Here is a 26,518-nt window from a genome sequence, read left to right as displayed (position 1 = left end):
AAAAATGCAACAGTCCCCTCAAAATCATGAAGATTTCAATTCTACTTTCTTTCCTCTGTTTGTTTTCTCTTGCAGCGGAAAATATACATTCCCAACAGTTAAAACTCTCGTTGGAACTGAAGAATGTGACCATTAGAGAGGCTATTTCGGAAATTGAGAAGACGAGTGATTACGTTTTTCTTATCACAGATGAGGCACGACTTGAACTCAATAAGAAAACCAGTTTACATGCAAAAAAAGAATCCATCCATGCGATTTTAGGAACAATCCTGAAAAACACGGACTTAAGGTATAAGATAGTAGAACGACAAGTGTCGTTGTATAAAATTGCGTCAGCCAATAGTGTTACGGATATAGAACAAGTACCTGTTCCAACAGCAAAGACAATGATAAGGGGCGTGGTTGTGGATAGCGACCAACTACCATTACCGGGCGTGAATATTGTATTGAAATCCAATAAATCTACAGGGACGACTTCTGATGCCAATGGCAATTTTGCCTTGGGAGTATATTTTTCTGAAAACGAATCATTGATATTTTCTTTTATCGGAATGAAAAATAAGGAGGTTCCCTTATCCTCGTTCCGGCAAGGACCGGTTATCGTTATACTGGAAGCAGATGACAAGGAGTTGGGAGAAGTAGTGGTCACCGGAGTCTTTAATAAGTCAAGGGAAAGTTATACCGGTGCGGCTAAAACCATCACCTCCAAAGAGATTCAGGAAGTGGGGAACCGCAATATCCTCACCTCTATCCGCAATATCGACCCCAGTTTCAATATAATGCAAGACATCTCCTTGGGATCAAACCCCAACGCGCTTCCTTCAATCACTATCCGCGGCAATTCAAGTCTGAATACCAGTGTGCGTGATTTGCAGGATGATAACCGGAACTTAGGGGCAGCCAATCTCCCGCTGTTTATCATGGACGGATTCGAAATTTCCCTACAGCGGTTTATGGATATGGATGAGAACCAGATTGAATCGTACACGCTGTTAAAAGACAACAGCGCCACTTCGTTATATGGTTCACGAGGCGCCAATGGCGTGGTAGTACTCACTACCAAGAGACCAGAAACAGGCAAGTTGCGGATCACATACCGTGGAAATCTGAGTATCGAGGCACCCGACCTTACCTCATACAATTTGATGAACGCACAAGAGAAATTAGCCTTTGAGAAGGCAGCGGGATTATACAAATCTATAAGTGCCTTGATAGAAAAAGAGTTACTCGATTTGTATAATGAACGGAAATTGGATGCTGAACGGGGTGTGGACACCTATTGGTTGAAATATCCGGTACGCACGGGTATAGGACACAAGCACAGCCTCCGTCTGGAGGGAGGGGACGAATCGATCCTCTATGCTGCGGGATTGTCGTATGACAATATTGCCGGTGCGATGAAAGGATCCGACAGGAATACGTTCAACGGAAATGTGTTGTTACAGTACCGTGTCAACAATTTCACCTTCCTGAACAATTTGGAAATAACTTCCAATAAAGCGTTCAACTCGCCATACGGCAACTTCTATACATATGCAGCTGCCAACTCCTATTGGACACCTTATAACGAGGACGGAAGTCCAAAGAAGGTATTGGAAGACTATTACTATACGAATATTCAAAGAAGAAACCGCATCTATAATCCACTCTACAATGCATCGCTTCCCCAAAGGAATGAGAGCAGGTATCAGCTGGTGACCAATAATTTTTCGGTTGAGTGGTATATTGTACCTGAACTTATCTTCCGGGGACGGCTTAGTGTCTCATCCGAGAACAACCGCTCCGATGTGTATGTCTCTGCCAAGGACACCCGGTTTGAGAATTTTACCGGTGACGATGTTGCGCGGAAAGGAACGTATGATTATGGTACCGGCAACAGTTTTTCCTATGATGCCGATTTAACGATGAACTATACCAATACATTTGCGGACAAACACCAATTATTTGCCGGATTGGGATATAACATCGCGGAATCAACCGGTGAATCCTATATGATCAATGCCGAAGGGATAAGTAATATCAATATGGACTTCTTAGGAATGGCCGGTTATTACAGGAAAGGCGGATCACCGGGTGGCAGTGAGAGTATCACGCGACGTGTGGGAGGAATGGGCACAGTGAACTATACATACGACAATCGCTATTTTGCCGATTTCTCGGGTAGGGTGGAAGGTTCATCCCGATTTGGCGCCGATAGCAGGTATGCCCCTTTCTGGTCCGCCGGATTAGGATGGAACCTGCACCGCGAATCTTTCCTTCTTGACAACAAGGCGTTAGACATAGCCCGGCTACGGTTCTCGTACGGGACCTCCGGTTCACAAAACTTCAGCCCCTACCAAGCATTGACCACCTTTGGAACCAATACTGAAAGTAACTATAGGGGTTGGTACGGTGTTTATTTGCGGGGAATAGGTAACCGTGACTTGGGATGGCAAACCACCCGCCAGTACAATATAGGGGCCGATGTGGAGATATTCGACCGGCGCATCCGATTGAATGTGGACCTCTATAATAAATATACAATCGACATGTTGACTGACATCAATATGCCTTCGGCCGGAGGATTCGATACCTACAGGGCCAATGTGGGCAATGTGGCAAATACGGGAGTAGAACTCACCCTCAATGCTTTTATTATACGTGATCAGGCTAGGGGATTGACCTGGTCTGTAGGGGGATCTTTGATGCATAACAAGAATGAACTCAAGAAGATTTCCAACTCGTTGCAATTCCTGAATGAAGAGTTGCGGAAGCAGTCCAATGTAAACCCCAGTTTCATGTTCGAGGAGGGTCAATCAATCAATACCATTTATGCCGTACAATCGAAAGGGATAGACCCAAGTAACGGCAAAGAGATTTTTATCAAAGCAGATGGTACCGAGACCTATACTTGGGATCCAAAGGACAAGACAGCTGTGGGGATAAACGAACCGAAATTTTTCGGGAACCTCAACAGCACACTCCGTTACAAAGGATTCACTTTCAATACGGTATTTGGCTACAGGTACGGTGGACAGATGTATAACCATACATTGGTAAGCAAGGTTGAGAACATATATCCGTTCAACAATGCTGATAAACGTGCTTATTATGAAAGATGGAAAGAGCCCGGTGATGTAGTTTTCTTCAGAAGCCTTGTCGATTATTATTCCGTGACAAATGCCACAAGTCGCTTTGTAATGGATGAAAATACGCTGGAGTGCCGCTCCATATCGTTAGGATACGAAGTGCCGGTAGGCTGGTTGAAAAAACAAAACCTGCCTATCCAATACCTCTCCGTGACGGGATACGGTGAAGACCTGTTCCAAGCCTCTTCGATAAAGGTGGAGAGAGGATTAAACTATCCCTACGCAAGGAAGTTTTCAATGGCTGTAACGGTAAGATTTTAATTCAAAAAAAACAATCATATGAAAATAAAAATATATATCGCAGTATTCATGGCGGTTGCTCTGACTGGTTGCAACGACTGGTTGGATGTGAATCCCCGGCAGGAGATGAAAGAAAACCAACTTTTTTCTATCGAAGATGGATTTAAAAGTTCGTTGACCGGAGTGTATATACAACTTGCAAATCCTTCCCTTTATGGCAGGAATACAAGTATATACCTTCCGGACATGCTTTCCCGGAATTGGATATTCCCCCCTTTAACATCTAACCGGCTAACAGATTACGCCTTGGGCAACTATAATTTCACAGACTCTGGCGTGGAAGCATTGATTGAAGTTATATGGAAAAGCTATTACCAAAGTATCGCGCAACTAAATAATATCCTGACCGCATTGGAGGAAAATGAAATCAATTTTTCCTATGACAATGACAAGCTGATCAAAGGTGAGGCACTCGGATTACGCGCTTTCCTCCACTTTGAAGTGTTGCGTTATTTTGGGGAGGTGCCGTCGAAAGCGTCACCCGGTAATCGCGCTATCCCCTACGTGACCCAAATGACCAAGGATGCCAATCTATTAGTCTCCACAACATGGGAAGAGGTGATAAAATCTATTGAGGAGGACCTCAATAAAGCAGAAAAGCTCTTAGGAGAGTCTGACCCCATCCTTACCTATCCGAATACACGGTTAAACAACCCACAATCTTATACGGAAAATATTCCTGAGGATGAATGGCATTTTTACCGTCAAAACCGGTTTAACTATTATGCCGTATTGGGAGCAAAAGCCCGTTTTTATCAGTGGATTGGCAACAAGAGTGAGGCATCTAAATATGCCAAACAGGTAATTGATGCGGTGAATGAAGATGAGACCCCGAAATTCAGGTTAAACACGGATCCGGACTACTCCGGTAGCGCCCCTCTTACTGCGAGTTTGGTATTCCCATCAGAACACCTCTTCAGCATACACAACCCGCAACACCAAAGAATTGTAGAACCTTTGTTTAAGGAGGAAAATGCCACATTGACACAAAGTATGGCAAAATTGCGTGAAGCTTACGAAAACAGCACGAATCCCAGCGACATCCGTTTTGCCGACCGCAGGTACTGGGAACAAAAAAGCTATCAACATTCTGCTACTGTCGTCCACTTCTATAAATATATCGGGAACGATTTGGGAAACAGCCCCGGCAATATAGTACCGATAATGCGCCTTTCGGAAATGTACTTTATACTGGTAGAGAGCCTTCCGCTTCAGGAAGCAATACCCTATTTTGAAAAATACCGGATCGCCAGGGGGTTGGAGAATTATATGACTGGTGAACTGACAAATGAGGTTGCGGTGAAAAGCCGGTTGGAGAAAGAATACCGGAAAGAGTTTTTTGGAGAAGGACAGATGTTTTTCTTTTACAAGCGGTTTAATTACACTTCAGTTTCATGGCCGGATGCTTACATGTTTCCTGCCAACCCTTATAAACTACCTATACCCAAAAGTCAATCGGTTTTCGAATAATATTATTAAACAGAAGAATAATGAAAAATATAGTATCATTTACCCTATTTCTCCTTATCCTCTCAGGGATATCGTGCAAAGAGAATGTTGCGTTGGAATATGAGAATGACCCGGCTATCTATTTTGTGCATGACGAGTACGGTCAACGGGATAGTATCAGCCACAGCTTCTTCATTGTGCCGGGAGATGGTCCCGACACGGTCTATATAGAAATTCATACCATGGGTATGACTTCCAATGTCGACCGCCCTTTCGTGCTGGAACAAAGCAATATAGGAAAACCGGATGCCGCCGTTGCGGGAGTCCATTATGTGCCTTTCGATAATGCCCAGGTAGCGAAATATTTCGTGATACCGGCCAACCAGGTGATGATAAGGCTGCCAATCATCCTGCTACGGGATGAAAGCCTTAAGACCGGCAAGGTACGGCTGGAATTGAAATTCGCGTCCAATGAATATTTTCGTCCGGGAATACCGGGATGGACTCATTTTTTGGTGACAACCACTGCCGAAGCAGTTAAGCCGACAATTTGGGATTCATATTGGAAGAGTTATTTCGGCCTCAGTTGGGGATCGGTGAAAATGAAATTTATTATTGATGTAACCGGATTTACCGACTGGGAAAGCCGTATTGATGATTATGCATATAAAGCCTATTTAGTGGACAAGGTGCTTGCTGCATTTCAGAAATACAATGAAGAAAACCCTAACAATCCACTGAAGGAAGCAGATGATAAAGAGGTCTCATTTACGAACTGATCACAATGTATCACAAAACAACATAATTTCACATTTATGAAGATAACACATTTACTATATAGCTTACTATTGACCATCCTCTCTTTTTCCTGTGTGAATGATCTGGGAAACTACGACTACCTGCCGGCCGAAGAGGTAATGGGGATTGGCATTTCAGGGATTAAAGACACCACGGTGGTGATCGGAGATGAATTAGTGATAAAACCGATTCTAAAGAATATGGACGACGAGAGCCGCTATGAATACCTTTGGTATGCAGTGAGGCAATTGGCGGGTGGTTTTTTACCTACACGGGATACGCTGGCGCAAACCAGGGACCTCTCGGCTGTAATCCAAATGGAAGCAAACGATTATTACCTTGTATATATTATCCGGGATCCGGCAACCGATCTGTTTGTCAGCGAACAGGTTGAAATGAAGGTGCAGGGATCTAAAATAGGTGCCGGTTGGTACATATTGAAAGAGATTGACAACGAAACCGACTTTGATTATATCAATCCGAATGAAGATCCCATCTTGGAAATCCCGAATGTGTTGAGAACACAGGCGACACGCCAGGATTTTATCGATGCCCCGGCTACTGTGGGCGATCTGCAACTAAAGGGAAAACCGAGACAGATATCGTATCAGGGAGGAAGATACATGCATGAATTTTTTCGGCAAGATGGTAGCATAGCGCAGACCCTGAGCGGTCAAGCAATCCATATAATCAGTGACCAAGAAATCAAGACATTCAACGCCAGCAATTTTTACCTGTTTAAAGATATAAATAATTTTTTTTACGGGATGCCGGAAACAGTACAACCTCAAAAAATATATGGTGATGCTTTTGGCGATGTATATTTTCTCAATGCGGGGAAATTATACACCATATACGGTATGTCGGGGAATATAGGGAAATTTGGCTATTACAAGACTGCTGACGATATCCCCAATTATAAGTTGTTCGGCGAAATAGTTCCTGCAATCATGGGAGCTATGGTTTTTGATATGGAAACCAATAGTTTCTTAGTAGGAACTTCTTCGGGTAACACATTGAATTTCCTCGAAGACCAAGGTGCCGCCCTCTCCCCATCGAGGAATATGAACTACAAGTTGGCGCATCTTCTTCAAAGAGGAGCCTTTTTTATTGACTGCTACGTAATATTGCAAGATAAAAATGATCCACAACAATACTATTTGGCCTATGGCCAAAGCTATATGGGTGAGGCCTCTAATCCTTTCGTCTCTTTTCGAGAAATCCCCAAAAGTGCCCAAATGCCCACTGCCGATGTGTTTGGTTTACCGGGAGCCGGCAGGTCAATCTATTTTGCGAAAGGAAATATCTTGAATGTCTATATTGATGCGGAGAATCCGGAGAAAAGAGAGATAGAGGTCTATAGATTCCCTGACGGTGAAACTATAAGCTATATCACCCGGCCAAACAGTAATACATTGGCCATCCTCACCAATAGTAGCAACGGCTGGAAGCTGTATGGCTTTAAGCCTGTAGGAAGTTCATGGGAAATCGAAACTGAAGAACCCACATTCGTCTATACCGGAGAAGGGCGTGGACATAGCGTGATATTACGATAAAAAATAATATATTGAAAATAAATAGTTTTAATCATATGAAAAAATCATTTTTAATATTGTTTCTCTTCATCTTTGGCACAATATTGTTGCAAGCAGAAAATCCGGTTATCATTAAAGGTAAATGGGAAAGAAGCGGGAAAGAGGTCAATCTCTATAAAGTTATTTCCGGCAGGTTGGAACCTGTTTCAACTTATAACCTCGATGAAGAACGGGATTTCGGATTTATCTTCACGCCGAAATATGAGGGATTTTATGCGATCGGCAACGGATATCCCGGCGCCAAGAACAATAAATTCCTGTTCTATTTCGAACCGGGAGATCAACTCAATATTGAGGTCAACGACTCCACCTACCGGCTTGTAGGTGAAAACACGGCAGAGAACAAGATGATGACCGAATGGTACTATTGGTCCTTTCCAATGTATTCTATGGCCGTCTATTTCGACTGGATGGTTAATGCTACCGCGACCTATGTTGATTTCTTTCCATTGTTGGAAGAAGCGATCGCCAATCCTTTTGTAATACGTCCAACAGTCAACCAACATTTCAACGAATTATTCAAACGGTTCACAGAAGTGGATTTTTTAAGTACCGCAATGCATTTTTTGCATACGCCCAGAACTGCACACCCACATGTGGATGAATATCCCGATTTTTATAAAAACATAGATATATCCTCTCTTGCGCATGATGACTTCTTAATGCGCTATCCGTCAGGATCCAGTTTGCTGATATCATTGATTTATCATAACGAACGGGTCAATGGTCAAACAGAGAATCCTATACCGCTAACCGATGTCTTGGCTATGATAAAGGACAACAGCCTGAAAGGTGAATATCTTTTATCAAAAGCAACTAATATAAAGACTTACCTGGGTTACAAAGAGTTGATCGATCCTTATGAAGCATTTCTCGTTACAGACGACCAAAAAAATAGGGCTGCGGATATAATGGAGAAATTGGCAAAAGTCGAGACCGAAAGTGGAAATGTTGTCAATTTCACCCATAAGGATGTGGATGGAAATGACGTATCATTGTCTGATTTCAAAGGTAAAGTGGTCTTGGTGGATGTCTGGGCCACCTGGTGCGGTCCCTGCATAGCCCAAATACCCCATTTGAAGACCCTTGAGAAAAAATATGAGGGAAAGGATGTGGTCTTTATGGGCGTATCGGTGGATGAACAAAAGGATTATGAGAAATGGAAAGAATTCCTCAAAAAAGAAGAACTGCATGGTGTACAATTATTTGCAGGAGGATTCAAGAGTGATATCGCCAAGTTTTACAACATCAACGCCATTCCCCGGTTCATGCTTTTCGACAAGACCGGCAACCTCGTGTCAAAAGACGCTCCCCGGCCGTCTGATGCCGAGTTGAGCATATTAATCGACAATGAACTAAAGAAATAGGCCGATGAAGGTACTTAAATCTATTTTGTATATAATTCTTACCTACTCTACTTTTCAATTATATGCAAATCCGGTGGGGGACAACGCGCAAAACAGCGTTGTCTCCTCAACGGATATCGCTCATCCGTCAGTACCGAGGGTCGTCATCCCATTTGAAATGGAAAACGACGCCATTATTGTAACACTGACGCTGAACGAATCCGACCGCCCCCTGCGCTTCCTCTTTGATACGGGAGCCGACGGCATGGCGATAACCCAAGCGTTGGCCGATTCGTTGGAATTGACCATCAGCCACCAACAGAATGCCTCCATCGTGGGAACCAGCCGCAATATCTCCATATCGGGGGGCAACACGGTGCATCTCGATACCTTGTCGCTACCCGGCCAGAACATGGCGATATTTGAAGATATGGGTCTCCAGGACGGAATTATTGGACTAAACTTAGCCAAGGCATTTATTGTAAAGGTGGATTTTCTCCAATCCCGGATTCTTTTATACGACAGGAGAAGTTATACGCCCGACGAGGAGGAAGAGGTTGTCCCCATTCTCTATACAGGTGGTATCATCAAGATACCTTCGGAATTAGACTTGTTGGGAAAAGGTGCCATTACGGGCGATTTTGTATTCGACACCGGGGCGGGATTCCACGTGGTGGTATTCAGCCCGTTCGTGCGGAAAAACAGGCTTCTGCTGAGTGGATTCAAATACGAATCGCAAACCAGCTTATCGAGTTTGGGCCATGTCACCGCGGTATATCACGGGAAAGCGGTCGATTTCTCTTTCGGAGGCATACACTTCAGCGACAAACCCATCGCCTTGCAAGCCTCCTCCGGCAACGACAATTGGGATGCCGGAGCTGCCGGATCCATCGGCATACAATTGATTAAAAATTACAACTTTACCATTGATCTGTGGAATGAAAAATTATATATGAAACGAGCATTAAAATGATTTCTCTCAAGTCCATGACTAAATGGAAGTTCCATACGACACCCTTAAAAATAAAAGTTTTAGTCGTATGAAAGAGATTCAGCATTAAAAATAGATGGATCTTGCTTGTATTGATATTTAGGGTAATTTGACTCCTAATTTAAAGCATTTTTTACAATAATAGTCAACTGTAAAAAACGATAGGTTCAGTTTTAATTATTTAGTTTATAACATTTAAATTTGTAAAAGTATGAAAACGAAATCAACTTTTAAAATTAGACTGGCATCTGTATTAATTTTGTTATTTTTCTTAGGGAATGTTAATGCCATAGACGGTAGAAAGTTTTTGCACCATATTTAAATCAATTGCGGGTGTAGGAGTTATAGTTCCAGATCAATATCGCTGGTATTGGAACGAAAGTGATAGTTACTTAGTAATGAGCTGTCCAAGAGGACTTGTAGCTGACTGTCTGCGGGAAGTATGTAGTTACCCCTCTGAATCTTGTCCCTGCACGAGAAATTATTAATGAGTACCTTTTCTTCCCACCACTTCGGGTGGGAAGAAAAATAGAAGTGCCGCCACTTCGAGCAGAAGTTTGTAAATCTTGATTTACCGCATGCGAATAAATCGCCTACGGTTATGAGAATGTCACCCATTTGGGTGAAGAGGTAGATAAACGGATATTTAATAAATAATTTTATCAGAATACCTAATTAAATTCAGTAAATAAAATTTCAATCTGAGCCTATCGTTATTAGATAAAGTACTAATTAAAAAATCGACACATGAAAAAAATATACTATTATCTTATCTTGTCAATATTATCCGTAAGCTGTATAAGTAATACTAAAACGTTTAAAAACGAGGATGATAGATGGGCGTTTGTGGATAAATCATTGGGTTTGGATAGAAATGATTTAGGCATTCTGGACTCTATAAAAAATAATACAGATAACATCACACTGCTCACTTTAATTTATGATGAATGTGATATGTGTTCGCTATTATTAGAGAGCGAGAAATATAAAAACTTACCTATAGAGAAAATTGAATTAGATATTGCTAAAAACAGTGCTGCGAAGATAATATCTCAGGCTCTATATACAACCGGATTCCCAACATCTTATCTCTTCAACGGAAGAGATCAACTACATTCAATATTGCCCGGAGGAAAATCTTTTAGAACTCAAATTGATTCTGTTTTAAATGATAACCAACCGATTGCTGAAGTAAAGGTGCCAACTGTAGATATAAACTCTACCACAAAGATGTTTTCTTTCTCACTAAATTCTATCTACGCAATCAAAGAAAGAGATTTTGCTAAGGCAAAGGAAAACCTGCGACAATCACTTAAAGAAGGCTCATATTTCTTTAACAACTATATGCTCTCACTAATATATTTAACAGAGGAGAGAGTTGACTCTACAGAGTACTTTCAAAAGAGAGCTTCATGGCATGCCAACCATGGTTCATCTCCATATATTTATGAGAACCTTATTAATAACCTAAACCTTAATGCAATGGTTCGTTATAAAACAAAATAAATGTCTGATTGAATTTTTGTATCTGGATGCCAAGCAGTTCTGCGGTTTGACCACTTGCCAGGCACGCAGTGAGAATAAGCTGAATTTTCATTTTAATGCCGCATTGACCGCTGTCAATTTAGCCCGGTTTGAATGGTTGAGCACACGGGAATCAAAAGATGAACCGTTTTCAATGTCAAATTATAAAACAATGTATAACAACGAATTATTACTTAATAGATTTATTTGCAGGTTCGGTATCAACCCGAACTCAAAGAAAAATAAAAAAATAATCACCGAACTTGGACATTGGGGCAGAATTGCGGCTTAATAAACTAAGTTTTTATAACGAACTATTGTTAATGCAAAATGAATAGATTAATATTGTGTATTTTACTTGTATTTATTGGAACTTATCAATTAAGTGCGCAACAAATTCAAGTACAAGGCATTGTGACAGATTCAAAGACGAGTAAAGGAATAGCGTATGCAACAATATCTTTTGAACAATACCCGTCTGACGAAGTCATAAAAACTTTGGCGGCAGACGAAAGTGGTAACTTTAAAGTAAATATGCCATTTGGTAGTTTTTTTGTGAATATATCAGCTGTTGGTTATGAAAAAAGGAGACAATTGATAACTCCTGCTCAAAGTGTGGTTATTGATAAAGAACTCTTTGGTATCGACATGAAGGAAATAGCATTAAACGAACAAGCTGTAGAACTTGCCGAAATAATAATTAAACCTTTGGTGGAAACCTCAGTAGATGAGATAATTTATAATTTAGATCAGGATCCGGACAGAGAACACGCTACACTGCATGAAATATTAGAAAAAGTGCCTATGGTTGGCAGGACTCCGGACAATAAATTATTTGTGGAAATGCCCGGAGTTAAATTTTTAGTTGTTCGAAACGGGAAAGAAGATGCGCTGTTTTCATCAGAAATGGATCTCGATCAAATTTTAAAAGCTATTCCTGCTAAAGCTTTTGGTAAAGTGAAATTGATGTTGGCTCCACCTCAACGATATGGGGGGTATAAGTATGTGCTGAGTATTGAAACAGATACTAAAAATAGACTTTGGGGAGTAGTAGGAGACGAGGAACTACATATAGATACCAATTCCGGTGCTCATCATGTTGGTACAGGCTTATTGGGAAACTTGGAAAAAATACGTTTTTATATTGGTGGAGGATATTCGGGAGTGAAAGCTCCTAAGCAAAAACAGTTTTTAGAACAAGTCCAGCTTCAAGAAGATGGATTTACTTTGTTGCAGGAAAATCTTAATAGGAAATCAGCTAAGAATGGATTAGGATCATTTACGATGAGTTACGACCTTGGAAAACAACATTTTTTGAGTGCGAAAATGATATATTCTAATGGGAAAGGTAAAATCAATGAGAATATGAGTAATACCCGGATTGCGGAAAACCATACAGAGATGTATCATGTTGCAACCCGTCAAAAGAGTAATAATGTAAATATTAATTATGAAATAAACTATCAGTATGATTTCACAGGTAGAGAGCGGGTACTCAATCTTGCTTTTAATCAGAATTATAAACCTGTCTCTTCAACTTCTTTAGCTGATGTCAGTGGTGTATATAATATCTCAGATTTACCCTTTTCAACAGAATATGACAGTAAGATTAATGAGCAAACATTGCAAATCCATTATTATGACCCGTTATCATCGGCATTTCGTCTTGAAACCGGTGCCAGTTATGTTTATCGAAACTATTATACATCTACAGACTATTTTTCCATAGTAGAACCGATAAAATCACAAGGGAGTACTTTGATGGATCGTAAAAGACATTTGATAAATGCCTATTCGGTATTGAGATATAGCCAAAAAAGATATAGCGGATCTGTATCACTTAGAGCTGATTACATCAATGACGGAGAAGGAACTCGCATAAGAGATCTTAATGGCGATGAGGAGTATATATCAGAAACAGGATTGGATTTAATACCAAGCGCTGATTTTTCTGTGCTTTTTCCCGGAAAAGTAGTATCAAGATTATCTCTGGGATATTTAATGATGCGAAACAATCCGAATTTAAATATGCTTTCTTCTAATAGAAACTATTCTAATCCCAAATTGATAGTAACAGGAAATCCAAGTCTTAGAAAAGAAACTTTACATAGATTTAGTCTGGGTGGTATGGTTAAATCACTCCCCGTAACTCTTTCATATATTTACTCAGGAAATGCAATAAGTTCTTATTGGTTTAAAGAGGAAGATGATGTAATAGTACAGAGCTATAGAAACTATGGGAAATCGGAGTCATTCTCTTTAAGCTTATCTCCCCATTATTATAAGCCTCCAATTATAATTCATACCATGTTAAGTGCTTCATATAGTAAGAGTAAAACAGGAATGGAAAATGAAATATCTGAAAAGATCAATCTGAAGGCTTCAGTGATGCCGGGATACATCTTTAAGAGCAAATTAAATGTGTCGATGGGAATACATTATGTATATACTCATAATACGGGATACAGTGGTTCCAAAATTCCACCGTTTAGTGTTTCTATAGGTGGAAGTCAATCATTTTTTAAGGATCGTATGGAGGTTAGTTTGTCTTTGCCTAATATTGTTAACTTTAAGAAAAAAACTCATTATCACGTAAATGCAAGCGATTTTATCCTGAATCAAACTGTTGAAAAACGGACGTTGCCATTAGAAATAGTGATGCGCCTGAGAGTCGGCTCATTCAAGGTAAAACCGATTAGACAGGTGAGAAAAGGGGCGATAATAGATGATATAAAGACAGAAGAATAAAATGAATAAAAGACTATCCATTCCTCTACTTATATTGAGTTGTTTTCAATTCGTGGTGGCTCAATCATCACAGAGAGGGAATATCACAGGAAAAATCATTGATGCCGGGAGCCGTCTCCCCATCCCTTCCGCCACGGTGAGTATCCTCCACGAAAAAGACAGTACGCTGGTTATTGGATTGTCTTCCGGGAAAGATGGCTCTTTTTCGGCCTCCGTGGGATCCGGCACCTATATAACCCGGATTTCTTTTATGGGTTATCAGGACGTGTTTGAAAACATCTCTGTCACAAAAGCAACGCCAACGGTCAATCTGGATACCATCTTCCTTCACGAAAGCCCTATCCTGCTGGATGAAACCATTGTCACCGCAAGGATTCCCGAGATCGTGATAAAGGGTGACACATTAGAATATAATACCGGCGCATACAGGGTAACCGAAATGGCGGTCATTGAAGACCTGCTGAAGCAGATGACCGGCGTGGAGATAGATATGGACGGTACCATCAAGGTAAACGGGAAAGTGATTAGAAAGATACTGGTCGATGGGAAAGAGTTTTTTAGTGATAACCCCCAAGTAGCCTCCAAAAATCTACCGGCCAAGATGGTGGACAAGATTCAAGTGTTTGACAAGAAATCGGAAACGGAAGAGCTGACCGGATTTGACGACGGAAAGGAGGAGATGGTGATGAACCTTACCGTCAAACCGGAAATAAAAGGGGGCGCTTTCGGAAATGTCGCGGCCGGTTATGGCAACAAAGAACGGTATGAGACCAATGCCATGGTCAATTATATGAGAAACCAGGACCGGATGACCTTTCTCGGTGGATTGAACAATACCAATAGTGTTGCCAATCCTTCTGATATAGCGATCAGGACCAATATGGGGATAGGTGTTGGCGCAGCAATGGGAGGAATGGGGAATGCAGGAGGTGGCGTCACCTCTTCCGAAGGTGCGGGATTCAGTTTCACTAAAGAACCTTCTAAAAAATTTCACATCTCCGGTAGCCTACTCTACGGTGGGAGTCATACTGAATCTACTTCAAGGACCTACACCCAAAACTTTTTGAAGCAAGGAGACACCTTTGAAGCGGATAGTGCCCGGTCTGACACCTACAACGATAACGTGAATGTTAATCTGCATGCCGTATGGAAACCCGACTCTGCCACGATGATCATGTTCCGTCCCAACATATCGTTTCAGGGGAGTGACAGAGAAACGATCAATCATTTTGCCACTACCCGGCAAGACGGGAGTACCATCAACCATGGGAACTCTACCTATACCTCCGACGGAAAGGGGAACAATTTCGGTGGGGAAATCTATATCAGCCGCCGTCTGAAGAAAAAAGGCAGAAGTATCTCCATTGTATTGAACAGCCATGTCAACGATACAGACAATAAGGATATAAACCGATCCAATACCTATTACCAGGAAATGGGCAACGATGATTTCATCGACCAGCGTATTACCCACAAAAACAACAGCTTGAACTGGGGGAGCCGTATCTCTTATGTGGAACCGATAGGAAAACAGAAATTTCTCCAGTTCACCTACAACTTTAGTCAAAATTCATCTGAATCGGACAAAGACACCCGCACACGGGATGAGGAAGGAGCGTACACCGTTCTCGACAAACAATACAGTAAGTTCCACAAAAACAATGCTTCTAACCAGAGTGTCGGAATCGCTTTCCGTGCAGACAAAGGAAAATTTGACTATACGATCGGATTTAATGTACATCCTTCCAATGCCAAAAGGAAAACTTTTGTAGGCGATTCACTGATCAACGATATCAGTCAAAATGTGACCAACTATTCACCCAATGCGCTATTCAACTATAAGTGGTCACCGCAGAAGAATATGCAGTTCATGTACAACGGAAGAAGTCAGCAGCCATCGGTAGAGCAACTCTCACCGGTAAGAGATATCACCAATCCGCTGAATATCACTTACGGTAATCCCGACCTAAAGCCCTCTTTCCATCACAACATCAATCTGAGATTTCAGAATATGCAATTTGAGACTGGTCGCACTTATATGCTGAATTCCACCTACAATTATACGACCAACTCCATCGTTTCCGCCCGTTTTACCGATCCTGAAACAGGAAAGAAAGAGAACACCTATAAGAATGTGAATGGAAATTGGAATGGCAATATCAATTTCATCGCTTCACAACCGGTGATCAATAAAAAATTCTCTCTTTCAAGCAGTACATCCGGAAACTATGCCAGAAACAACGGATTTTCCAATTTTGAAGAAAATATCAGTCGGCAGATGAGTTTTTCAGAAACACTGAGTATCAATTATAAAGGAGATAAATTCAATTTATTTCTACGCGGAAACATCTCATACAACAAAGTGAGAAATAGCCTTGAAGGGCAACAAGACAGGGAATTTATGAACTACGGCACATCGTCATATAGTATCATTCGCCTGCCTTTCGATTTGAGTATCCAGAATGACATCCAATATGCCACCAATTCAGGTTATTATGCCGGTTTTAAGCAGAATGAGGTGCTATGGAACGCTTCTTTGGAGAAAACATTGTTGAAACAGAAAAATGGCATGATCCGGTTAAAGATATACGATATCCTGCAACAGCGGAGCAATATCCACAGAAGTGTATCGTCAAACTTCATTCGTGATACCACCACCAATTCGCTTACCAGTTACTTTATGGTCCACTTCACCTACCGCTTCAATGTATTCAAGGGAGGTGCATCTCCTGAAAATGCACCATTGGGAGGAGTTTACAGGATGATGTAAAAAGTGGATATTCCATTTATTTTAATTATTACCTAAACAGGTTATGCGAAATAACAATAAAAAAAACCACACAAACAAATATTCATGCGGTTTTTTTCAATTTTCTACTCCCTATTCTTTTATGGTTCGGGATTTATATCAAACTACTGCTAATTCGTATCTTCTTAATTCCATCCGGGATTCTGGTGTCCTTCCAAGGCTTTATTAGCCTGCATTTCGCTTAATGGGATCGGCCAAAGCAAGGCATGTTCCTGAATTGCACCAACCCTGGTACTGCCATCAGGCTTATTTTGAATGACCGCCGTAGCGAGCGGACTCCATTTTAACCTGCCGGACTGTTCCCCATCTGCTTCCGGATATAAACGGGTACGGCGGATATCATCCCAGACCTTGAATTCTAATGGAAATTCATGAAAACGTTCAGTCAGGATGGATTGTATCAACGCATCGCCACTTGCAGTTTCATCAGCCAGTCCGGCGCGTTTGCGTACCTGGTTAAGATATTCTCTGGCATCACCTTCATTTCCTGTCCGCGCAAGACCTTCAGCCGCAATCAACAGTACCTCAGCATAACGAAATGTTGGCATATTATAATCACCGTTACGGCCATTCTTCAAAGATCCTTCATCGAACCACGCCCAGTTCCCAACATTGTTCAATGTGTGTGCAACACCTGTATCATCTGTATAATTACGGAAAAAGAATTGTTTTTCCATATTACGGATATCTGAAGAGTGATAGCTGTTAATCAACATACTACAAGGCAGATAGGCATTATACAACACATCTCCTCCCGGGCTGAAAACATTTTTATCCTCTGCATTAGTCCATTGAAAAGCATCCGTACCGATAGAACGTACAGCATAAGAATTGCCCACACCTAAATTGGTCTGATCGTATTCCTTGGCAAAGATAATTTCATTCGACGATTTTGTTGTTTTAATAATATTGAATGCAGAATTAAGATCAGCGGTAGTCCCATCAGGATGGATCAATGCATGCTGTCCCCCGTTGATCACATCGATAGCCATATTGGCAGCTTTGGTATAGTACTCATTTCCCCCATTGACCGGTGCTCCGGCCCACTGCAGGTATACCTGTGCCAATAAGGTCTGTGCCATCGGCTTGGTAGCGTAACCTCCATTATCGTAAAAAGCCTTGTTGGGTAATGCGTCGCTTTCCACAACACTGAGCAGGTCGGCTTCTATATTTTTATATACTTGCTCTGCGGGTACACGTTCCTGATATATTCCTTCCAACGAGGTATAGGGAAAGTCAATATAGGGCACATCTCCAAACTCTTTCACTAAATAGAAATAAGCATACGCCCGGAAAAATTTACCTTGTGCCGTAAAATTCGCTATCTGCTCAGCAGTCAGCACATCAGTCATTGTGGGGATATTGGCAATCACAAAATTGGCACGAGAAACACCGATATAAAATTCGGTCCAGATCTTCTGCGCAGTAGCATCGAACGATTCTATGTTAAAGTTGCCGCCTTCAGAGGCATTGGTAAATGTCCTGTCTTTACGTTTATCGACAAATAACCCGGACATAATACCACCCCACATAGTGGCTTTAGGAGTCCAGCCACCGTCCACATCAATATTATTCAGATATGGAACACCACCAAAATAAAGCGCATTTACAGCAGTTTGGGCATCCGCTTCAGTTTTCCAGAATTGGCCGGCAGTTTTCTCATCTTTCGGCTTTTCTTCCAAGAAACTCTCGCATGAACTGGTCACTAATGATAGTGATAAGATGCTGAGAATGATTATATATATTTTATGTAATTTCATAGGATAATTTTTTTAATTGTTATGTCATGAATTAAAATGTCACATTAAGACCAAACGTAAATGTTCTCGGGCGCGGATAAGTAAAGAACTGGCGGTTGGTACCCCATTTATTATCTCCCAGACGGGAAGAGTTATCCGGATCGTATCCCAAATAGTCAGACGAAGTAATCAAGAAAGCATTGTTCACACTTCCGTACAGGCGTAATGCAGAGAGTCCTATCTTCCTGAGAATTTCCGGACTGAAAGTGTATCCCAATTGGATCAGGTTCCCACGGAGGTAAGAACCATTCGCCACCCAGGTATCATCGGCATTGGCATTATTACCCATACCGAAATTGGACAACCGTATGGCTTGCGCCTTCCCAGTGGGATTAAGCTGTGGATGCCATGCCTCCTGCCAAAGACGGTTGAGACCACTGGTAAGGAAACGCCCTTCGGTAGAATGGAAGTACTCCTGCATAATATCTGCTCCCAAGGAAAATTGTAGGTCGACAGTCAAGTCTAAATTCTTATAATTAAAAGTATTGATGAAAGACCCCATCCAATCGGGTAAACCGTTACCCAGGATTTCACGCTGCTTATAGGTCACTTTCTCCCCAATAGTGGAAGGCACATTCATTGTTTCAGCATCCCAGTTCTCGGGAACGCCGTCATAAATACCGACACGTTTATAGCCGTAAAAAGTGGAAAGTTCTTCTCCTTCACGGATCAGCATGTCATAACCGACAAAGCCGTCAAGGAGGATCTGACGTTTACCGGTAACCGGGTCAACAGCAGAACTTTCATCCAGTTTTTCCACACGATTCTTATTAAAACTTATATTAAACGTACTGCTCCATGAGAAGTCGTTCGTCTGCACCGGATAAGCATTGATCAGTAAATCCAGTCCGCGGTTGGAAACCTCTCCAATATTATCTCTAATGGAAGAAAAACCGGTAGATCTCGGCAAGGGACGGTTCAGCAACAGGTCAGTCGTATATTTATAGTAATAGGATGCCTCCAGGTTAAGCCTGTTATTGAATAATCCTAATTCAAGCCCGATATCCCATTGATTAGTCCTTTCCCATTTTAAGTCCGGATTGGGCATTCTACTTGTATAAGAGACTGTCTTTAAACCTCCTCCGATAATGGTAGTCGATTGACCTATAGTCGGCAATGACTCATAGGTTCCTATTTCAGAATTGCCTGTAACACCATAAGAGGTATGTGGTTTTAATTTACTGATCACCGGATGGTCCCTCAGGAAATCTTCGTTTGACATCATCCATCCTAAACCGACAGAAGGAAAGAAAGAATATTTGTTGTTTTCTCCGAATTTTGAAGAACCATCCCAACGACCGGTTACAGTAAACAAATACTTACTATCATAAGAATATACTCCGCGCAGGAAATAAGAATTCATTGCCCATCTGTCGTGTTCATTGCCTACAGAAGGCCGATCCTCCCCTTTTCCAAGATTATAATAACCATAGAAATCGTCAGTGAAATTGGTACCAATAGCATTGAACTTGGTGAAAGTACTTTCTTGCCACGAAATACCTGCCAGGGCATTAATATAATGCTTTCCAATATCTTTTTTATAGGTAAGGAATGTCTCTTCCTGCCAATAGAGCGCATTTTCATTTATCCCTTCAGCCCGTCCCGTAGAGCTTTGATTAATCAACGGTCGCGGTGTAAATGGTGTGTAGTTTACATTACGATTGTTTTGGTAATCGATACCGAACTGAGTTTTTAACTCCAGATTTTCGGTAAGATGAAAAGTAAGGGCTGCATTCCCAAATATCTGTGTTCTATACTGATTAGCCACCATCCGCTTCAACAATTCAACCGGATTACCTACACCCTCCGGGCTGAATCCCTGCATCTCTTCAGGATCGGGATTATCTTTATCCCTGTAGATAGAACCCGTTTTAACATCATTGGTTTGCATATACACACCGCCCAACTCTACCGGGATAAATGGAGACATCTCTACCATCGTACGCAGGGCACCCTGTCCATATGGATTATCGGAAGTTCTGTTTCCCCATGTATGGTTCACCAATAAATTCACAGCGGTTGACAACCACTTGGTAGGTTTGTCATCATATGCCAATTTGGCATTTAGGCGTTTCATATAAGAGTTATACAAGACACCCTGTTGATCGGTATAGTTTAAGAAAGCTCCTACCGATGAAGTACCGTCTCCCCGTTGAATACTGAGCTGGTGGTTATGGGAAACAGCAGTGCGGGATGCTTCTCTCTGCCAGTCTGTATTGTATTTGGGGAATCCATCGGCATTGAACAAACGTTCATCGGTGAAAATCTTTGACAGGTCTGTATCGAAGTTCATTCCCTGAAAGTCGTTTGCATTTTGCAAACCCTGTTTAAATGTTGCCATCCATTCATTGGAATCCATTACATCCATATATCTTGCCATAGAACTGACAGACAGGGAACCATCATAAGAAATACGTGCATGCGACCCTGTATTTCCACCGCGCTTAGTAGTTACCAATACTACTCCATTAGCGCCACGGGCTCCATAAATAGCAGCAGACGAAGCGTCTTTCAATACTTCTATTGATTCAATATCGTTCGGGTTCAGAAACTGGAAATTTGACATCACCACTCCATCGACTACATACAATGGATTGGCGGAAGCATTGATGGTAGAAATACCACGGATGATCACACGCATTTCTCCTCCCGGCTGTCCTGTGTTGGAGAAAATATTCACTCCCGCAGCTTTTCCTTTTAATCCTTCCAATGCATTGAATGACTGGTTTTTGATAATATCAGAACCTTTAGCTGTGGAGATAGACCCCGTTACATCCGATTTACGGATGGCGCCATACCCTACAACCACCAACTCATCCAGTGATTGTGTATCTTCTTTCAACACAACAGTAAACGTATTTTTCCCGGTAGTATTAATATCCTGTTCCACGTAACCGATATAAGAAATACGAATAGTAGCGTTTTCATTCTCTATCAATAATGAGAAGTGACCATCTATATCGGTGACTGTTCCGTTCGTGGTACCATTCTCTATAATATTCGCACCAATTACAGGTTCACCCTGCTCATCGGTGACTGTCCCGGTAATCTGCTTTCTCTGCTGGAGAACGCTGATCTCTTTCTTTACTGTTCCCGTCTCTTGTTCGACTTCCTTTTTATCAATAAAAATATATTTTCCGGAGATCCGGTAAACGAGAGAAGAATTTTCCATCAATTGATCAAGTATTTCATGGATATCCTTATTTTCCAAGTCCATATCATAAAGGATAGTCCGATCCACATCGCTGCTTTTATAGAAAAAAACATAATCAGATTGATGTTCAATCATGGAAACTATTTCATCAAAAGTTACCCGTTCGACTTTCACCGATAATTTTTCATTTTGGATATCACCGGCAGCAAAACTATTGCCAATACCCGATAACAAAAAAAAGACAATAACGGTAAGAATGAAAGGTCTCTTTCGCCATATAAATCTATGGGAATCTGTTAATTTATTCATATATTTGTATGTTTTTATGACTATTTCGTTAAGCGAGGACATAATCCGAGCTTACTCCGATTATGTCGAGCGTAGAAATAGTGCGTTTTTAATGAATTAAAAAATTGTGTTTTATTGTTGCTCGAAAAACAATAGAGGTGTTTTAATGAACTGAAAACGAATTGAACCGGGATGCTGTTGGCGCAGTGTCCTGGCTTTTTTGTTGCATCTTACTTTTTCTTTTCCATAGGCATTTATTTTTATATGTTATTAATTCACTTAAAATTACACAACTCATCTCTTTTCTATGAGAATCGTATCTGCATGGAATTGCAGCCGGAATTGACCTTTGAAATTAAGGACATCCATCACTTCCCGGATATCTTGATAAGCAAAAAACTTTCCCGTATATTTTTCTTGCCTGTCCGCTTCATCCGGTATAAAAATGGTAACCCCATAAATTTTTTCGAATCGCCGGGTTATTTCTTCCAATGGTGCATCCCTGAAAGAATAAATTCCTTCCATCCATGAGGTAACATCCCGGGCATTTACTTCCGATAAAGTCATTCGCAGGAATTCTTTATCAAAATAAACCTGCTGATCAGGCTCCATCATCACTTCATTTTTCAGGTTATTTTCACCATCATAGATATCCAGTTTCACTTTGCCCGTTACAAGTGTCGTGACGGTATAGGGGTCTGAAGAATACCCGGATACATTGAATTCGGTTCCCAAAACACTGATCGACTGCTTATCGGTATGAACGACAAAAGTACGTGCTTTATCTTCCGTTATATTAAAGTAGGCCTCTCCATCCAAATAGACCTCCCGGTTGGCTGTGTTGAACTTTTCGGGATATCGCAATGAAGAAGAAACATTCAGCCTGACTACGGAACCATCCGCCAATATAACGGTTTTTGATTGGCTTCCTATACCAGTAGTGACTTCAATCCACTCTACACTGCCGTCTCCTGTCCGGAAGAATTGAATGCCCGCTATAACCAGTATAACCGCCACGGCCGCTGCTCCCAGGAACTTCACTATACCGGGGAAATGCCTGTTGGACGCTGTGGGTAACAGGGTGCCTGATGATCGCTTTTTAAGTTTTACCACCAGGCGATCCCAACTCTCTAGCACCTCTGTTTCATCGGGGTTCAATCCTCCCCGACGCAGATCATAGATATGTTTTAGCTGTAAGAAAAGAGTTTTGTTTTCCGACGACGCCCGATACCATTGTAAAAAAACCTGCATATCTTCCTCCGTTTGATTTCCACGGAGTACACGTATTATAATTTGCGAAACATCGTTATTCATTGATTAGTTTTTTATATATTCCGCCAAACCATTCTCTCACTAAAAAAAATGTCATGGTCCTTTAATCTTTTAGTGTAAAAAATAATTACTGTTATAATATAGACGACTATTAAATGAAAACTACGTATTTTTTTGAAAAAAATTATACAAAATTCCCATGTTATCGGGTCATTCTTTGTTTTTTGAGTGATGAATAATTCTACAATAATAGAATGAGCAGAAAAATAATCAGGTTGTTCCTGAGGAATTTCAGCGCTTTGTAAATATGGGTTTCTACCGTTCTCACCGATATGTCCAGTTCTTCTGCAATCACAGCATGCTTTTGTCCTTCGATGTACGCTTTTTTAAAAATATCCCTGCTTTTAGATGGCAGTTTTTCAATCGAAGCATAAATAGCTTCCACTTTTTCTTTGTTCTGCCATTGATCCATCGATGATTCATAGTACTTCAACTCATCAATTTTAAGTTGCCGGGTAAAACTATTCATCAAAGTATCCTTTACCTGTATATGTTTCAAATGGTCATAGCAAGCATTTTGTACCATAGATAGAAGATAATTCCGTATATTTTCTTCTACAACAATTGTCAACTTCTTATCCCATATCTTTAGAAAAATATCATGTACAATATCCTCTGCGGTATAGATATCTACAAATTGTCGGGCAAAAAAAATCAGTTCTCCGGCATATTGCAGGTAAAAAGTGCGAAAATGTTGCGAAAAAATACTTTCTTCTTTTAACTTTTCCATTTCGATATGTAACTTCAGGATTACAATCATTTACAGCCTTCTAAATGTGGAGCTCACCGCCGGACTGAGTTGAATAACCATATCCATTGAAATAAACAACCAGCCAAAGAGTTTGTTTATTTTAACAACATCCTTTATGTTGACGGAAGTACAGAAAACTCGCCAACACATCTGGAGACACTCCAGGTGTCAAGGTCACAATCTATTGATTACTTCCGTCCTGAACAAAGCATACCGAGATGTGATATTTAATTTTTTATCTTTGGACAGAATATGGTATCTTTGCTGCCATATTCAGACAGAGACTGACCTGTCTCTACAATTTTTAAAGAGGCTCTTCAATGGAATATTTGCGGATAGACCCTGACGATACAACCCACTGGGACAATGTTTGGGAGTTATATGAAGAAAGTTTCCCTTTAGCGGAAAGGAGAAAAAAGGAAGATCATTTGCGTGCTTACGCCGATAAACGCTTCTTTCCATTATCGGCATGGGAGGGGGATCAATTGATAGGATTGATGTTTTTCTGGGAATGGGATTCGTATCGTTACCTGGAATATCTGGCGGTTAATCCGGTACTGAGAGGACAAAGTTTCGGCTCGCAAATGTTAAGATTCCTGCGTGATTCAGCACACACCATCATCCTTGAGATAGATCCCCTTATCAATGAGTTGTCGGTACGCCGGTTGCAATTCTACGAACGGGCAGGCTATACACTTACTCCCTACAGGTTTATGCACTTACCTTACCGTCTTGAAGCGGAGCCTCAGGAATTGCTGATATTGAGCTATCCCAACAGGATTACCCAAGAGCAACATAATAACTTTGTCCGGTTTCTCAATGAAGAGGTAATCAGGTACTGTGAGCTGCCAATATAAATTGCATATTATCCTCACACCCAAGCACCGATTTCATAAGAATAAGCAATTGACCTACCATCAATTGTTCCCTTTGGGAGCGAGGCCGTATCGGATAGACAATCGCAAGGAGGGTCTCTTTATCCTCCATCTTGATATAGCCGCCTAATCCCCAGGCAGCCATCCGCGCATCAGTCCTGAATTTAAGTATACCTTTTTTCCTATCAGAATAGGAAATGATCCATTGCCGGTCGACCCGTTGCAGTACTTCATCGAAAGGCTGCCGTGTATGCCCTTTAAAATGGAACCTTTCCGTCCTTTGACCGGAAAAAGAAGGCGGATCGACATCGTCTGACTCCATATAATCAAGTCTCTTTGCCACAAAAAGAGTAATAATTGCCGGAGGGATCATCCCGACAATAAAAAACACTATTCCCACCTGCCAGAGAACCGGTCGGAAATCCCATAGAAGGTAAACTACCAAAAGAATACCTGCGAAGAATGTCAGAAAAATAGACACCCAATATAAATACAACCTGACCGTGAATTTCATATGATTCTAATAAATTAAAAATGAAAAGTGCAAAATTAGGTTCCACACCTTTCCACCTAGCCGCTCAATCACTTAGACATTTTACTCAATGCAACTGAGGAATGACCAGTTCCTCGGTAATATAGATATGGGTGAAGCCCATTTCTTTCAGAAGTGAGGTGATGGCTAACTTCGCCTCGTCCGTTGCCTGCCTGTAAATTCCCTGATCAATGGCATCCCGGATCATCACATTCTTCTCACGTGTAAGCGCCTCGTTATAATCAGATATTTTAATCGGATTAAACGCATTTTCGCTTTCGTTGTATACCTGTATCGATTTTTCATCGATCACCGTATCCAGTATTCTGGGTTTCGGCATGGAAATATGCACAATGGTATCGCTGTCCACGTTCACTTTTATCCTGCTGAAATCTACGCCTGCCTTGATATATCCATTATATTTCAACAGGAAATACTTATCCGTCAGCGGCACATTGATATTCAGAAATTTGCGATAATCCTTATAACTGATCACTCCCGTATAGTTGTACCTTACCAACGCCAGTTCTTGTATATACGAGATGCGATTCATCACCGAAGAACTGTCATAGCCTCTCTCCTTCCCAACCTTTTTGTTAGCCGTCATAAGCATGATGGACAAAATAACAGAAAGGACAAAGAAAAAGACCGTCAATATATTTATCCTTATTTTTGTATGCACTATTTATTTCTCATTTGTTGGATGGCCATACTATTGCACAAATATAATAATTAAGTGATTATGACAACCATTTTCCCGGTTTATTTTTGAACCCAACTTATTATTGCGTTAAAATATAAGGAAATCCCGAAATTTTAGTTATGTTTGCCCATGAAGTTACGATAAAGGGGGTACATCACATCAGGGGAGAGGTCTTTTACTATGAAATATACTTTCATTATACTTTTATGGGTTGTTTTTCCTGTGTCTGTTTTCAGCATGGAAAGCAAGATGGATTCCCTGTTGAAAATAATGGATAAAGTGGTTTTGGAGCGATCCAAATATACAGAGATAAGAGAATCGAACATTTTTACTTCTCTCATTCGAAGTACATGGAACTAAAAGTATATTTCTACTATATCAAAAAACATCATGATA

17 protein-coding genes are annotated in these 26,518 nt (G+C 41.0%); 10 read left to right on the top strand and 7 right to left on the bottom strand.

All coding sequences use genetic code 11. The features are described 5' to 3' along the window. Positions 1-26 precede the first annotated feature (26 nt). The 9 genes from B4G81_RS03265 to B4G81_RS03225 all read left to right on the top strand — a co-directional run bounded on the left by B4G81_RS03265 (position 27) and on the right by B4G81_RS03225 (position 16,649). On the top strand, positions 27-3,389 hold the full coding sequence (locus B4G81_RS03265; RefSeq protein ID WP_294080046.1) for a SusC/RagA family TonB-linked outer membrane protein: 3,363 nt from the start codon (positions 27-29) through the stop codon (positions 3,387-3,389). An 18-nt stretch (positions 3,390-3,407) separates the two neighbouring features. After that, the gene (locus tag B4G81_RS03260; protein ID WP_294080044.1) at positions 3,408-4,898 is read left to right on the top strand and encodes a RagB/SusD family nutrient uptake outer membrane protein; all 1,491 of its coding nucleotides are present in this window, start codon (positions 3,408-3,410) and stop codon (positions 4,896-4,898) included. 20 nt (positions 4,899-4,918) lie between these two features. Further along, the gene (locus B4G81_RS03255; RefSeq protein ID WP_294080041.1) at positions 4,919-5,656 is read left to right on the top strand and encodes a DUF4843 domain-containing protein; all 738 of its coding nucleotides are present in this window, start codon (positions 4,919-4,921) and stop codon (positions 5,654-5,656) included. 36 nt (positions 5,657-5,692) lie between these two features. Continuing rightward, positions 5,693-7,231, top strand: a complete 1,539-nt coding sequence (locus B4G81_RS03250) for a PKD-like family lipoprotein (RefSeq protein ID WP_294080038.1) — start codon at positions 5,693-5,695, stop codon at positions 7,229-7,231. Between the two features lie 35 nt (positions 7,232-7,266). Further along, positions 7,267-8,637 (top strand): TlpA family protein disulfide reductase, encoded by a 1,371-nt coding sequence (locus B4G81_RS03245; RefSeq protein ID WP_294080036.1) that lies wholly within the window; start codon positions 7,267-7,269, stop codon positions 8,635-8,637. A 4-nt stretch (positions 8,638-8,641) separates the two neighbouring features. Beyond that, positions 8,642-9,589: a retropepsin-like aspartic protease gene (locus tag B4G81_RS03240; protein WP_294080034.1), complete on the top strand. Its 948-nt coding sequence runs from the start codon at positions 8,642-8,644 to the stop codon at positions 9,587-9,589. A gap of 765 nt (positions 9,590-10,354) precedes the next feature. Continuing rightward, on the top strand, positions 10,355-11,113 hold the full coding sequence (locus tag B4G81_RS03235) for a hypothetical protein (RefSeq protein ID WP_294080032.1): 759 nt from the start codon (positions 10,355-10,357) through the stop codon (positions 11,111-11,113). A gap of 348 nt (positions 11,114-11,461) precedes the next feature. After that, entirely contained in the window at positions 11,462-13,879 is a 2,418-nt protein-coding gene (locus tag B4G81_RS03230) for an outer membrane beta-barrel protein (protein ID WP_294080030.1), read from the top strand. 1 nt (position 13,880) lies between these two features. Next, the gene (locus B4G81_RS03225; protein ID WP_294080029.1) at positions 13,881-16,649 is read left to right on the top strand and encodes an outer membrane beta-barrel protein; all 2,769 of its coding nucleotides are present in this window, start codon (positions 13,881-13,883) and stop codon (positions 16,647-16,649) included. Between the two features lie 164 nt (positions 16,650-16,813). Here B4G81_RS03225 and B4G81_RS03220 read toward each other — a convergent pair whose 3' ends face one another. From B4G81_RS03220 to B4G81_RS03205, 4 genes are all read right to left on the bottom strand, one after another. Continuing rightward, positions 16,814-18,448: a RagB/SusD family nutrient uptake outer membrane protein gene (locus B4G81_RS03220; RefSeq protein ID WP_294080028.1), complete on the bottom strand. Its 1,635-nt coding sequence runs from the start codon at positions 18,446-18,448 to the stop codon at positions 16,814-16,816. 31 nt (positions 18,449-18,479) lie between these two features. Beyond that, entirely contained in the window at positions 18,480-21,950 is a 3,471-nt protein-coding gene (locus B4G81_RS03215; protein WP_294080025.1) for a SusC/RagA family TonB-linked outer membrane protein, read from the bottom strand. A 273-nt stretch (positions 21,951-22,223) separates the two neighbouring features. After that, on the bottom strand, positions 22,224-23,243 hold the full coding sequence (locus B4G81_RS03210; protein ID WP_294080023.1) for a FecR family protein: 1,020 nt from the start codon (positions 23,241-23,243) through the stop codon (positions 22,224-22,226). 199 nt (positions 23,244-23,442) lie between these two features. Then, on the bottom strand, positions 23,443-23,991 hold the full coding sequence (locus B4G81_RS03205) for an RNA polymerase sigma-70 factor (RefSeq protein WP_294080021.1): 549 nt from the start codon (positions 23,989-23,991) through the stop codon (positions 23,443-23,445). A 341-nt stretch (positions 23,992-24,332) separates the two neighbouring features. Between B4G81_RS03205 and B4G81_RS03200 the strand changes: the two genes are divergently transcribed. Beyond that, positions 24,333-24,869 (top strand): GNAT family N-acetyltransferase, encoded by a 537-nt coding sequence (locus B4G81_RS03200; RefSeq protein WP_294080019.1) that lies wholly within the window; start codon positions 24,333-24,335, stop codon positions 24,867-24,869. Here the strand turns inward: B4G81_RS03200 and B4G81_RS03195 are convergent. The 3 genes from B4G81_RS03195 to B4G81_RS03185 all read right to left on the bottom strand — a co-directional run bounded on the left by B4G81_RS03195 (position 24,844) and on the right by B4G81_RS03185 (position 26,463). Continuing rightward, positions 24,844-25,401, bottom strand: coding sequence for a hypothetical protein (locus B4G81_RS03195; RefSeq protein ID WP_294080017.1), 558 nt, complete (start codon positions 25,399-25,401; stop codon positions 24,844-24,846). The two genes, B4G81_RS03200 and B4G81_RS03195, sit on opposite strands and share 26 nt — an antisense overlap. Positions 25,402-25,486: 85 nt before the next feature. Next, positions 25,487-26,101 (bottom strand): DUF4230 domain-containing protein, encoded by a 615-nt coding sequence (locus B4G81_RS03190; protein ID WP_294080015.1) that lies wholly within the window; start codon positions 26,099-26,101, stop codon positions 25,487-25,489. 134 nt (positions 26,102-26,235) lie between these two features. Then, entirely contained in the window at positions 26,236-26,463 is a 228-nt protein-coding gene (locus tag B4G81_RS03185; RefSeq protein WP_294080013.1) for a hypothetical protein, read from the bottom strand. Between the last annotated feature and the right edge of the window lie 55 nt (positions 26,464-26,518).

It is taken from the genome of Proteiniphilum sp. UBA5384 (assembly GCF_002410825.1).
Classification (GTDB): domain Bacteria; phylum Bacteroidota; class Bacteroidia; order Bacteroidales; family Dysgonomonadaceae; genus Proteiniphilum.
Note: the sequence above shows the minus strand (reverse complement) of the source record. Positions and strands in the feature narration are given on the sequence as shown.